We start from the raw sequence: 13563 nt of genomic DNA, 5'->3' as shown, positions 1-13563 counted from the left end.
CATTTAATACGGTAGCTGATGCCACGGACCTGGTTTCAGCAGGTCGATGTTGTTACCGGTTATTCAACAGATACAGGCCTTTCCGCTGGAGATCACAGCTCCGGAGCTCTCATCATTATGTTACAGATAAGTCACTTCCTGACACTGTAAAACGCCCCGGAATATCCGCCCCCCTCCCGGCGGAAAAAATGTAAGGGACTGTAGCCGTGGGTTCCATTCTTACAGCAGATGGAGGGGAACGCGTAACAGGTAACTCCGGGGGCTAATCCTGATTTTGCCCCCGGGGTGATGATCTGTCACGGAGGGTTTGTAAAGACGCACGCTTTAGCATACCTATGATTTACCCGCCCGCAGGTGTCGGGAAGTGTAGATTGCGGACTCCCGGAAGTATGGGTTATTGCCAGACAGTCACATCCGCCCAATATCGTGCGGGTGGCAGTGTTTCCGGGGAAGAGAGGCCTCTTTGCCGGATGAAACTCTGCGGAATGGATCGGTGGAATTCAGGATCCTGAGGATCTGTGATTCACTGTTCCCGGCAACACGGACGGTGGAACTATGATCAGCATCGATCCCCACAGTGCCGTTTTGCAGACAAATCAAAGAGCCGTGGCAACCGGAATTCCGCCGGAATCATGCTCAACCCGGCAGAATTCTCCGTCAATGATCAAAGGGATCAGTCTGTAGCGTTCCTTGCTATGCACCCTCCTTTTGCCTGACAGAAGAACGCCAGAGGCCTGATAGCGCCGGACAGTGCAAGAGGACCGCCAGACAGACCGACTGAGAAAAGTTTGCGGAAGTCCTGTCTGCACTGGTTTTCAACGGATTACCGGATGATGAATAACCCCGGTATTGCCGTTAATAAAGCACAGGACGTTCCGGCGGTGGCATGGACTCCCCTGATATCAGCGTTGTTTCTCAGCACTGTCGCCGGTTCAGTATCTGAATTTCCCTCCAGAGTCTCTGCTTACTGCACCCGCAGTCATTTCAGTTTCATCTGTTTTTATTATACGAGACAGACATCCCGGTTTTTCGCCTTGCATTCTCATGCGTCTTATTTCCCGTGAGTTATTGATAAACATGTACTATTTTCCCAGCCGGATAATGACGGTATACCGCTCCTGTTTTTTCTCCTGGCTGCATCGGGGTAAACACGGTGATGTTTAAACAATAATTCATGTTTTTCATACCAGGTCCGGGTATTAGCAACACACGGAATAGTCATTTTTTATGAATGATTGAAACGGGAAGTTTAGATGTAAAGGTGAATAAAACGATAAAATTTACGGTAATTTTCAGGAGCCTGAGTATGCTACCTCAATATTAATTATTTTAATAAATTAATTTTATTTTTATTTTCATTGGGTCGGTAAGTGGAAAGAAAGAATATATACAAAATAGGTATAAGTAATTCGGATTATGATGTTTCTTTTTTAATATGTATATATATATACTTCTGTAAATAATTACTCATAATAGTGGTAACTTTCAGATATTATTATGTTTTTCTGAACTGGCGTTCTTCTTTCATCGCAGAGCAGAGGTATCAGAAGACAGATTCATAAAAAACGAACGGTTATCAATAATGACTGACCAGAATCATATTAACCTGGTGGATATTTTTATCGGTTTGATCAGGAGATACTATTGTAATGACTGATATCAGTTTATCGCCTTTTGAACTCTACCGGCATGCAGATGTAATTGTTAAGTCAGTAATTATTATCATGGTTTTTTCTTCTTTTATGACCTGGTTTATCTGGGTCGGGAAAATGATTGAGGTTTACCTTGAGAAAAAAAGCCTTAAGAAATTTAATGAATACATTCGCGAGGCTATCCTGTTAAAAGACGTCAGGATAACGGGAGCTGGATACTGTTTTAAGGCGATATCCGTCGCAAAACATGAACTGGGGATAGCTGAAACCATCACTCCCGGCGCACGTAATCACGAGTCAATTAAAGAACGTGCAATGTCGAAGTTAATGCAGATGGAACTTTTACAGATAAGAAAAATATCCGGTATGACGTCTATACTCGCGACGACAAGTGCGGTGGCTCCCTTTATCGGACTGTTTGGCACGGTGTGGGGAATAATGCACAGTTTTGTCTCTATTGCCCAGACGCAAACGACAAATCTGAGTGTGGTGGCTCCGGGTATTGCAGAAGCTTTATTTGCCACAGCATTAGGGCTGCTGGTGGCAGTACCTGCCGTCATTCTCTATAACATTCTGGGTCGGATGATTAATGGCTACAGAATAATATTAAATAATGTGGCTGCCACAGTGATGTGCCTGCTGAGTCAGCAGCTTGATGTCATGGCATATGAGCCTCACGCATCCGGAGGGAATAACAATGGGCTTCTCCATCCTGAAGCAAGTGTCTGATGAACCCTATGAGATATCAGATATTAATGTGACACCGTTTATCGATGTTATGCTGGTATTACTGATTATTTTTATGGTTGCCGCACCGCTATCAACCAGCAATATAAAAATTGATTTACCCACCGGGACAGATAAGACGCAGAAACTCCTGGCAACACCGCTGGTGGTGACGATAAAAAAAGACGGAACACTGTATGTGAACAACAAGCCGGTTAACCAGGCTGGGTTAAGTACTGCAATTAAACGTGCGATAAATCCCGGCGATGATGACCGGATATTTCTGCAGGCAGATAAAGGTCTTCAGTACCAACAGTTGATTACCATTATGGATACGTTACGTCATGAAGGTTATACAAAGATTGCACTGGTAGATTTGACAGGAAACTAAAAAATGACTCCCGGGACAGCATCTATGAATAATTACGGCTATATATTTTATATGAATCCATCCGCTGTCTCTTACAAGGAGATTCGCTACTGGTTAAGTGTGGGATTGGCGACAGCTGCCGGATATGGACTGATACTTTTTTTACTGTTGTCCGGAAGACATACTGATCAGGAAACTCTCCCTGTTGCCAGCCCTCAGGCGATGCCTTTTGAAGTCACACTGGCGCAGGTCAATAATGTCAGTCAGGTGACTAATACACCTGCAAAAATACTTCCTCCGGAAGTACAATCCCCGGTACCTGCCCCACAGATGACGGCGGAAAAAGTAAATATAAAACAGGCTACGGTCAGGGTTGCTCCTCCTGAAAAAAAGGTACCGCCAAAACATAAGCCTGTACCGAAACCGGAAAGAAAATCACCTCCTGCTCCCTCGCACAGCAGAGCAGTCAGTGAAAAACAATCTACACTGACAAAAACGCCGGAAACATTACAAGTTGCGGAACAGCAAACTGCTGTTCGCCATGAAAAAGTGGCCGGAGCCATAAGTAATATTCAGAGTAATGAAAAAATACAGTGGCAATCTCAGCTGTTGATGCTGTTACAGAAAAATATGCAATATCCGCCCTTTGCATTAAGAATGAATCAACAGGATATCGTTATTGTCAGCTTTACTGTTAATTCTGCAGGTAATATCAGTGATATTGAACGGGTCCGGAGCCATGGTTATGCCAGCCTCGACAGAGAGTCACTGAAACTATTAGAACGTATTGGAAAAGTACCACCACCACCGGAGTCCATATTAGCAGGAAAAACCAGTATCCGGCTGACCGTTCCTGTTAACTTTGTCCTTCATTAATAAAAATATTATAAATTTTAAGATAGGTAGTTTTCGATAAAAACAACACCAGGTTTTTAATTTAGAGAGGTTTGCCGCCCTGATTTATTAATCTGCTTAATACGTCAGGGCAGGTAAATACCCGGAGAAGATCGCTATCATGCCTAAAAAAAGAAAAATACTCGTTATCCATTCCCTGCTAACCATCGTCTTTTTTCATGCCTCTGCTTCGGTACTGGCCGCCGGAACTGAACAGAGGGCAGCAGATATCACCTTTACTATTCCGGCGGGTATTTCGTTGCAGGAGGCATTGCAGAGATTCGCCAGCCAGGCGAATTTATCAATACAGGTTGATGAGAGTAACGTTCATGGGTTAGTCAGCGGGGGATTCACAGGGAAAGGAAGTATCAATAGCGTGCTGACCCGGTTATTGGCGGGCACCACGCTGGCCTGGCAGACTGTCTCGGCGAACACACTGAAAATCATCCCGGTTGATACCGGCAGTCAGGGCGAGTCTATCGGCGTGGTTAATGTTGAAGGGCAAAGTCTCCCACCCGCGACAGCGATGAGCACGGGTGTTAACGGCAGCAGTGATATTACGGCTACCGAAGGTTCCGGAAGCCTCAACGGCAGTATGGCCAGTACGGTGGACGGTAAGGCCACCAATGTGAAAGATATGACTAAATCAGTTTCTGTGATCAGCCATAAACAGATTACGGAGCAAAACACTAAGACACTGAGCGAAATAATGAGTAAAGCGCCCGGTGTGACTGTCGCGCAGACCAGTGGCAATCTGGGCAGTACTTTTTTTTCCCGCGGGTTTGCCATCAATCAGGCAACGGTGGACGGCGGCACCAGTGTTGATATTTCCAATGGTGGTAATACTGTGGGTTACAACAACAACCTTAGCAGTGCCATCTATGATCATGTTGAAGTATTGCGCGGAGCGAATATGCTGGGAGGATTTTCATCCTCCAGCGGCATTTCAGGTTCGGTCAATCTGGTACGTAAACGCCCGGTCGATCATTTTCAGTTAATCTATTCCACCGCCGCAGGGTCATGGAATAACTATCAAAATATGCTGGACGTAAGCGGGCCGCTTAACGATTCTGGTTCGTTGCGGGGCAGAACGGTACTTTCCTGGCAAAAACAGGATTATTTCTATCATTATGCCAACCGTGACGATCGCACGGTTTATAATATTTTAGAATTTAATCTCACCCCCTCAACACTTCTGACTGCAGGCGTGAATTATCATCGTCTGAATGCGACGCCCTGGATTAGCGGGCTTTCGATGTATGAAGACGGAAGCGATCCAAAATTTTCCCGTAAGACATCCTTTACACAGCCCTGGGCATTCAGTCACACAGAGACTAAAGAATTCTTTGCCGGCTGGGAGCAGCAACTGGGTGATCAGTGGGGGCTGAAAACTAACTATGATGGTCAATATACTCAGTTTGGTAGTCTGATGCCCAGTACTGCCGGCCCGATAAACGAGGGTACCGGGGAGTTTGATAGTATTTCCGGCAGTGGAGTACAGGGAAAAGCCAGGACGTATAGCTGGGACACTAAATTATCAGGGGATTTTGATATTGGCGGACTCACACAAAAATTAATCTTTGGCGCGAAATATGACAAAAATTACAATAGCTATACTTCAGCCGCAAAGGGATATTTCCCTGACTACGGAATCTTTGGTAATCACCGTCCGGATCTTCGCCCGTTTCACTGGCATGAGGTTCCGCTGGCTCCCGTTAACCCACAAACGTATGGAACACTGTCAGAGGTGGATACCTCAACCTGGGATGTCTTTGGCAGCGTTTTAATTACTCCGCTGAACAGCCTGCATCTCGGGATGAGTCTCCGGCTTGATGGTTATAAATCCTATTCAAGAACGAATAGTCCATTCAGTGGCAGCGACGAAAACAACCAAAATACCCGGAAGTGGGAGAAACCCAATTATTCAGTCAGCTATGACCTGAGTGATAACTGGTCGGTTTATGGTGATTATGCTTATGTTTTCACCCCACAACTTTCTGTAAGAGATCGGCAGGGAGCTGTTCTGCCGCCTGAGCAGGGTAATAATATGGAGGCGGGACTCAAATATGGCAGGAAAGATGGCACCCTTAATGCTTCAATCTCTTTCTATAAAACCCGGCTGACAAATACATCAACAATTGTTATTGATCCTGAGTATAACCAGAATGGAATGGAAGGTTATTACTGGGAGATAAATCCCAAACAAACCATCGTTAAGGGGATTGACAGTGAAATCAGTGGGAATCTGACCGACAGCTGGCAAGTGATGGCCTCCTATAACTATTTAACCAGCTATAAACCCCCGTTATCTGACAACGACCTGAATCAGGCAGTAAATAGCTATACACCTAAACATATGCTAAGAGTCTGGACGGATTATAATTTTGTCAACGGCGGCGATGTGATGAAGAAAATCACCCTCGGCGGGGGAGTGACGGCTCAGAGTCAGACCAGAAGCATCATAGCCCGTTATGACGGACCTGATTTTACAGTGAAACAGCCCTTTTTCGCGGTCTATTCAGCCCATGCGGGTTATCAGTTGACCCCTGCCTGGAATATAGATTTACTGGTTAATAATATCTTTGATAAAAATTACTATTCAACGGCAGGAACTAACTACGGGACCTTTGGATATTTTTACGGTGCCCCAAGGAATTATGTTCTGTCGTTGACCGGCACATTTCAATAACCTGAGAAATAATTTCCCGGTGGGATGATTCGAAGTGTGAAGCGTAATTAATAGATCTGATGCTGTATTATAACCCCGACCCGGAGGGGGATGAATGATTTTTTATTTCTTTGAGGAATTCACGAGTATCACCGCTTTTATATGTTATTAGTTTTTTAATGATTCCCTGAGATATACTCCTTAGTCTGCGAAATTAAGGAGAGTTTTTCTGTGTTTTATCGCTTGCATATTAGCATTTAACCCATCTGAACTTTTCACGGTAAAACGTCACGCTTGAACAACGGGAATAAGAATATGTCGATGCAGGAAATAGATAAAGACAATAGCAGATATAGACTCAATGCATTGTTTTTCCGAAGAGTCTGGAGACTGTATCGGATGTTCTGGCTGAATAAGGCGTCCCGGAAAGCCTGGCTGGTTCTGGCAGTATTGGCTGCCGCAGTGGTGGGATACACCTATTCCGGCGCTTCATTTTCGGTCATGACCAAAGAGACTACCGATGCCTTAGTTGCTAAACATCAGGATGAATATATAAAATATATTATTATGCTGACCCTGTACGGCGTCATTCGTTCTTTAATGACGGGGGTTATGCCCTTACTGGAAGGGTTGATTAACATCGTATGGTGGCCGTGGTTGTCAAAAGATACTCTCGCTAAACTTCTTTATAAGAAAAATTACTATAATATTCAACAACAAAAAAAAATAGATAATGTTGACCAGCGTATTGAGGAAGAAATCTCACCCGTTTGCAGTACCCTGATTGAAATCCCGCGGGCATTCCTGGCCTCTGTCGGGGATGTTATTGTTCAGGCATCCATTCTTTATACTTTATCCCCGCAGATCATTATTCTGGTGGTGGGGTACACATTATTCAAATTTTTTGTCACTTATTTTATTTATCGTCCGACCATTCGTCAGATTTTTAAAATAAAAGTCGCTGAGGGTGATCTGCGTTATTCATTAATGCAAACGAAGAGCAACGCAGAACAGATCGCCTTACTCAGAGGGGAGAAGGCAGAAACTTCAGTCATTTACAGGTTCCTCGATCGCACAATTAATAAAACCATGATTAACGTTCGTTACCAGTGGTTCGTCGGGTTGAGTTCTGATTTTATCGAGTTACTGTGGAGCATTCTGCCGATGGTTATCCTGGTGCCGGTGTATTTTAAAGGGCAAATGAGCTATGGGCAGGTGATGCAGGGGGTGGCTTCAGCCAGCATGATGCTGATGAGCTTCAGCATACTGACAAGGCTGATTCCGCAAGTGATTCAAATTACCCCTTCTATCGATCGTCTGGCAGAAGTTCAGGAAAGTAATGAGCAGAACAATTCAGGAATGAACCGCCCGATACCTTGCGTGAAAATGACCACCGGAAACCATTTAAAAGTCACCGACCTGAGTATTTATGTCCCCGGTACTAAAAATATTCTGTTTGATAAGCTTAATTTCGGATTGCCCCCGGAGGCGGCTGGCAGAAACAATATAGTCATTATGGGTAAGACCGGCAGCGGAAAAAGTTCACTGTTCCGTGTGTTATCCGGTTTGTGGAATGAAGGCGAGGGTCAGGTTGAAATGCCTCCGCAGGATCATGTCTTTTTTCTACCGCAAAAGCCTTACCTGATCAATGGTTCGTTACGTGATCAGTTTTGTTATCCTTACCCGAAAAACACCTATAGCGACCAGCAATTACAGGCCGTCATACAGCAGGTAAACCTGTCTGAGATGATAAGCCGGTACGGATCACTCGATTCGGTTGAAAACTGGAGGAACAGTTTATCTCTGGGTGAACAACAACGTATTGCATTGGCGAGAGTTATGCTGGCAAAACCCGGTTATCTGTTCCTCGATGAGGCGACCAGTGCGCTTGACCCTGTCACCGAAGACTTAATTTATCAACAATTAGTCAGTCTGAATATCAATATTATCACTATTGCTCATAATAAGACGGTGATGAAATATCATCATTATTTATTAACGCTACACTCCCGGGGGGATTGGAGAATTAACGTTATTCCTTCCGGGGCAGAAATATTACCCTCAGGGGGTTCAAAATGATAAATGTTTTTTCGTCAGGAAATAACCGGAAATATCGGATGAACAGTCTTTTTTTCAAAGGGATCGTTGAACTGACCAAAGGATACTGGTTCGGAAAAAATGCGTTCAAACCCTGGGGGATGTTGCTGCTGTGCATTTTAATTACCGTATTCACCAGCACTATGGGAGGATATATATCCAGGCTGATGGCGGACCAGACCAATGCTCTGGTGGGCAAACACTCGATCTACTGGCGGCTGCTGATATGGCTAAGTTTTATCACGATTTTTATTAACATATTGTTCAGGAGCACCGATTTTTTTTCATCCTGGCTGGTGCAGGATTGGCGAAAAAATCTGACCAACGAGATTGTGGGTGATTATTTAACGAACCGGTCATTTTATAAAATAGAAATGTATCAGGAAATTGATAATCCGGACCAGAGGATACAGCAGGATATCAATACCTTTTGTAAGGCTATCGTTGACCTGCCGACCCGGGTGTTTGGGGTGATAATGACTTTCAGCATTCAGTTGGGGATCATCAACCAGGTTTCTCCGGAGTTAAGTCACGCAATTATTATTTCTTTAGTCTCCATTTTTATTGTGAATATTCTGATCAATAACCCATTAATAAAAATTAATTGGAATATCCTGAAATCCAGCGCAGACTATCGTACCGGACTGGTTCAGCTCAGGGATGATGCCGAGGTTATTTCTTTTTACCAGGGAGAGAATACTGAAAAGAACAGATTATTCGGTTTGCTGCAGGTTGTCGTCAGATGGACGAAAATATCGATTTTTTATAATATGTTTATCACGGTGGTGGGGGTGATATTTAATGCTTTGTACACGGTGCTCCCGCTCTTTTTTATCGTGCCTCTCTATTTCTCCGGTAAAATACAGTACGGAACGATTGACCAGGTCTCCGGTAGTGCCTTTTTTGCCTGGATCATGACTAATCAGCTGATATTTTTAATTCCTAATATTATTAATATGGTACCGAGTGTGAATCGTGTCTGCGAGATCAAAAATGCGGACCGGATGATTGCCGGAAAAGAGAGTAATAGTCAGGGCGCCCATCGTCATTTCTCTGATAACGTAACGCTGAACGAGGTGAACGTTTATTTACCTGATGCGACAACCCGTCTGATCAGAAATATCAGTATTACCATCACTGAAAATACTTTGATCACCGGCCCGACCGGGGTCGGGAAGAGTACGTTACTCCGGATGCTGGCCGGAATATGGCCCTATGCCACGGGAGAGGTCAATCTTCCGGCAGATCACGATATCATGTTTTTACCTCAAAAAACCTATATGACCACCGCCGGTCTGCGCGCTCAGTTTATCTATCCACAGCAGGATAACGATAATTTCGATGAACAGATTACCCATATCCTTCACCAGTTAGGAAAGGAAGATATTATCCATAAACATGGCGGATTTGACGCGCAGTCTGACTGGAAAAAAGAACTTTCTCTGGGGGAGCAACAAATCGTTTCCTTTGTCCGGGTGTTATTGCGTAAACCTGCCTATGTCTTTCTGGATGAGGCCACCAGTGCACTGGATTCTGAGACAGAAGCGCGGGTTTATCATTTACTGGCAGAACATCGGATTCTTGTTATCAGTGTTGCACATCGGGAAGAACTGGCCCGTTATCACAGCATGAATCTCGTATTGTCAGCAGACGGCCATTGGCAATATCACCCCATTAGCCATGCATAATCTGCAACCAAATTGACAGCGGGGCAGGTGTTTAAACCTGATCCAGCCGGATAGGGCTGAGGTATTAGCCGGTGTTTATCCAGTGATATTGAGTCTCCGGAGTGATTATGATGATGAATTTTACCGCAGAAAATCCTGTTTATTTTCTCAGTCAGCAGCAGGGGTTTGTATTACTGGATTTATGGGCACCCTGGTGTGCTCCCTGTCAATCCCTGGAACCCGTGCTTGAACAGTTGTCTGTTGATTACTCTGATGAGCTTAAGATTATTAAAGTTAATATTGATGACTATAATAAAGTTCCGGTTGAACTGAATGTCCGAAGTATTCCGACGCTGATTTTGTTTCGTAATGGCAGCGAGGTCGCCAGGAAAAACGGCGTGGCCGGTAAAGCTGACTTTGTGACATGGCTGACCCGTCATGGCTGTCAGAGCAATGCCGGGGAGCCTGTTTATCTCTATAAATCTTATGACTGGCTTTCTTTTTATCATGATCAGCGCGTGCTGGGCCTCTTCACCAGAGAGTTACTTTCTCTCTCTGACAGTGACCGGGCATCCGGTGAAATAACGGCCGGAGACACGAAACAAGGTAATCTTCTGAGTGCTATCGATGATGAAAAGGGCTATCTGTCACGGGTATTCGGCTTACCGGATGTTTTCCTGCATTTTTTCTCCTTCCTCTCATTTCAGGAGACTGACGACATTCATCGGTTGGCCGGGAAGATTAAAGCCGGTAAAGATTATAGTCTGATCCCCCTGCAAAGTATCCGTCACTGGTTACAGGAGGCGTTATTTAAAAGTCCGGGAATTAAATTTAGCGATCAGCAACAGCAACTGACTGCCGCCTGGTGTCAGGCGATCGGCCAGGTGATTGAAGGCCAACCCTCTGCCATGTCGCTATGGCAAGACATTGCCTCCGAAGCCACTGTCTGTATGGAGAATTCTCAGCCTCACGGGCAAGTCGGGTATTTACTGGCTTTTTTCATCTCCAGAAACTCGCCGCCATTACGTGTGGAAAATAAAAGCCAGATTGATGATTTTTCACGCTTTTTTTATGCTTTTTACGAATACCAATACCAGCTGGCCGCAGGCTGGACAGACCGGGAAATATTTGAAATTCGTCAGGAGAGAATGGATTGGATCAGGAATAAACTCGCGGTAGACAGAGAGGCTGGGGTCGATATTCATGGTCAGGCATACAGTGAGGCATTATTCACTGTCTGGGCAGAACTGAATGAAGAAAACAGCGAATTTCAAAAGAAAGAAACAGATATTCATCAGCAGGTCATTGGAGGTCATCCTTCCCGGTCATTAAAAGAATATTTTATAACCCTTCTTTGACTCAGGTGATCATGCAGATGACAGGGCAGGCTGCGGTATCCTGCCCTGACATCACGTGTCCGCCACGGTGAACCCGCTTACAGATGTCCGACTGTGCGCCCGGTGCAGCGGACGGGGGGATTGACTGCTCTGTTATCTTCTTACGGATGCTGAAGGATAAGAGGATTTGCACTAAGCTATCGGTTCAATTCTTAGTGTCGGGCTGTGATGTTATGTTATCTGAACGTTTTGAACGATTTATTGATATCTTCCGGGATCCACCTTCGGATGCCCCGCCGAAAACACCTGGCCGGTTTTATGCCTATTATCTTCGTCAGGTCTGGCCCTGCTTTGCCGGGTTGCTGGTTGTCGGTCTGATCGGTGCGTTGATCGAGGTCGCGCTGTTCAGCTATCTGAGTAAGATCATCGATTTAGTCGACAGTGCGCATCCGGCATCGGTCTTTCGGGATCACTGGTTGCTGCTGAGCTGGATGGGGGCGGTGGCGCTGATCATCCGTCCGGTGTTTATTGCACTGCATGACCTGTTGATCCATCAGACGATTAACCCCCGTCTGACCAGCCTGATGCGCTGGCAACACCATAATTATGTGCTGCGGCAAAGTCTGACGTTCTTCCAGAATGACTTTGCCGGACGCATTGCACAGCGCATTATGCAGACCGGCAGTTCCTTATGTGACTCAGCCGTTCAACTGGTGGATGCTATCTGGCATGTGGCCATCTATGCAATTACCGCGCTGGTGCTGTTTGCTGAGGCGGACTGGAAGCTGATGATCCCCCTGATCATCTGGCTGGTGGTGTATGTGGCCTGTCTGGTCTTTTTTGTCCCGCGGGTCAAGCAACGCTCTGTGGTCTCCTCGGAAGCCCGGTCGAAACTGATGGGCTTTATTGTTGACGGATATACCAATATCTCAACCCTGAAGCTGTTTGCCCACAGTGACCTGGAACAGAAAAATGCCCGTGAGGCTATCCTCGAACAGACGGAAACCACTCAGCTGGCGGGACGGATGATCACCGCGATGGATGTGACCCTCTCGACCCTGAACGGTGCCTTAATCGTCAGCACCACCGGGCTGGCTCTCTGGTTATGGAGCCAGTCGCTGATTTCCGTCGGCGCCATTGCGCTGGCGACGGGGCTGGTGATCCGGCTGGTCAATATGTCCGGCTGGATCATGTGGGTGGTGAACGGTATTTTTGCCAATATCGGTATGGTACAGGATGGGATGGCGACCATCTCTCAGCCGCTGAGTGTTCAGGACAAACCTGGTGCGCCGGCGCTGACCGTCACCCGGGGAGAAATCCGTTTTGACCATGTCTCATTTCGCTATGGTCAGGGCCGGCCGATCCTCTCGGATATCGATCTGACACTACGGCCCGGGGAGAAAATCGGGCTGATAGGGGCGTCGGGTGCCGGCAAGTCAACGCTGGTCAATTTACTGTTACGTATGTATGACCTGAATGACGGAGCAATATCCATCGACGGGCAGAACATTGCCGACGTCACCCAGGAAAGTTTACGCAGCCAGATAGGGATGATCACCCAGGACACCTCGCTTCTGCACCGTTCGATCCGGGATAATTTACTCTACGGACGCCCCGGGGCCACCGATGCCGAAATTGAGGCAGCCCTGCACGGGGCCCGTGCAGAAGAATTTATTCCTCAACTCTCGGATGCCCAGGGCCGCTACGGCCTGGATGCACATGTCGGTGAGCGTGGCGTCAAACTCTCCGGCGGACAACGTCAGCGTATTGCTATCGCGAGGGTATTGCTGAAAAACGCGCCGATCCTGGTGATGGATGAGGCCACTTCCGCCCTTGATTCCGAGGTGGAGGCCGCGATTCAGGAGAGCCTGGAATCTCTGATGGACGGGAAAACCGTGATTGCGATTGCACATCGTCTGTCGACCATCGCACGCATGGATCGGCTGATTGTGTTAGAGCATGGCAGGATTGTGGAGACAGGCAACCATCAGCAACTTCTGGCGGCACAAGGGGTCTATGCACGGCTCTGGCAGCGTCAGACCGGGGGATTTGTCGGCGCAGACTGACCGGTCCGCTGTACTCCAACCCCGTGACCGCAGATAAAGTGGTCGCGGGGCTTCGGAGCAGAGATCCTGTCAGGTATACTGATTTT

At 46.4% G+C, this 13563-nt stretch carries 8 protein-coding genes; all 8 read left to right on the top strand.

The window, feature by feature from the left end; all coding sequences use genetic code 11:
• Positions 1–1649 precede the first annotated feature (1649 nt).
• A complete protein-coding gene (gene exbB / locus ABD035_RS08050; RefSeq protein WP_343869185.1) occupies positions 1650–2381 on the top strand; it encodes a tonB-system energizer ExbB in 732 nt (243 codons plus the stop codon).
• The gene (locus tag ABD035_RS08045) at positions 2350–2769 is read left to right on the top strand and encodes a biopolymer transporter ExbD (protein WP_343869183.1); all 420 of its coding nucleotides are present in this window, start codon (positions 2350–2352) and stop codon (positions 2767–2769) included. The genes exbB and ABD035_RS08045 overlap by 32 nt, the downstream gene beginning before the upstream one ends.
• 24 nt (positions 2770–2793) lie before the next feature.
• Positions 2794–3624, top strand: a complete 831-nt coding sequence (locus tag ABD035_RS08040; RefSeq protein ID WP_343869181.1) for an energy transducer TonB — start codon at positions 2794–2796, stop codon at positions 3622–3624.
• A 139-nt stretch (positions 3625–3763) separates the two neighbouring features.
• On the top strand, positions 3764–6331 hold the full coding sequence (locus ABD035_RS08035; protein WP_343869179.1) for a TonB-dependent siderophore receptor: 2568 nt from the start codon (positions 3764–3766) through the stop codon (positions 6329–6331).
• A 378-nt stretch (positions 6332–6709) separates the two neighbouring features.
• A complete protein-coding gene (locus tag ABD035_RS08030; RefSeq protein ID WP_343869177.1) occupies positions 6710–8389 on the top strand; it encodes an ABC transporter ATP-binding protein/permease in 1680 nt (559 codons plus the stop codon).
• A 38-nt stretch (positions 8390–8427) separates the two neighbouring features.
• Positions 8428–10095, top strand: a complete 1668-nt coding sequence (locus ABD035_RS08025) for an ABC transporter ATP-binding protein/permease (RefSeq protein ID WP_343869175.1) — start codon at positions 8428–8430, stop codon at positions 10093–10095.
• 107 nt (positions 10096–10202) lie between these two features.
• Positions 10203–11432 carry a thioredoxin family protein gene (locus ABD035_RS08020; protein WP_343869173.1) on the top strand — a complete coding sequence of 410 codons (1230 nt, stop codon included), beginning with the start codon at positions 10203–10205 and terminating at the stop codon, positions 11430–11432.
• 212 nt (positions 11433–11644) lie between these two features.
• Positions 11645–13477 carry an ABC transporter ATP-binding protein gene (locus ABD035_RS08015; RefSeq protein ID WP_212714762.1) on the top strand — a complete coding sequence of 611 codons (1833 nt, stop codon included), beginning with the start codon at positions 11645–11647 and terminating at the stop codon, positions 13475–13477.
• The last annotated feature ends 86 nt before the right edge of the window (positions 13478–13563 follow it).

The organism is Tatumella terrea (assembly GCF_039523755.1).
Classification (GTDB): Bacteria; Pseudomonadota; Gammaproteobacteria; order Enterobacterales; family Enterobacteriaceae; genus Tatumella; species Tatumella terrea.
Note: the sequence above shows the minus strand (reverse complement) of the source record. Positions and strands in the feature narration are given on the sequence as shown.

Coding starts and splice junctions, on each gene's coding strand:
- exbB (WP_343869185.1), top strand. CDS start 1,650: ATGACTGATATCAGTTTATCGCCTTTTGAACTCTACCGGCATGCAGAT.
- ABD035_RS08045 (WP_343869183.1), top strand. CDS start 2,350: ATGGGCTTCTCCATCCTGAAGCAAGTGTCTGATGAACCCTATGAGATA.
- ABD035_RS08040 (WP_343869181.1), top strand. CDS start 2,794: ATGAATAATTACGGCTATATATTTTATATGAATCCATCCGCTGTCTCT.
- ABD035_RS08035 (WP_343869179.1), top strand. CDS start 3,764: ATGCCTAAAAAAAGAAAAATACTCGTTATCCATTCCCTGCTAACCATC.
- ABD035_RS08030 (WP_343869177.1), top strand. CDS start 6,710: ATGTTCTGGCTGAATAAGGCGTCCCGGAAAGCCTGGCTGGTTCTGGCA.
- ABD035_RS08025 (WP_343869175.1), top strand. CDS start 8,428: ATGAACAGTCTTTTTTTCAAAGGGATCGTTGAACTGACCAAAGGATAC.
- ABD035_RS08020 (WP_343869173.1), top strand. CDS start 10,203: ATGATGATGAATTTTACCGCAGAAAATCCTGTTTATTTTCTCAGTCAG.
- ABD035_RS08015 (WP_212714762.1), top strand. CDS start 11,645: ATGTTATCTGAACGTTTTGAACGATTTATTGATATCTTCCGGGATCCA.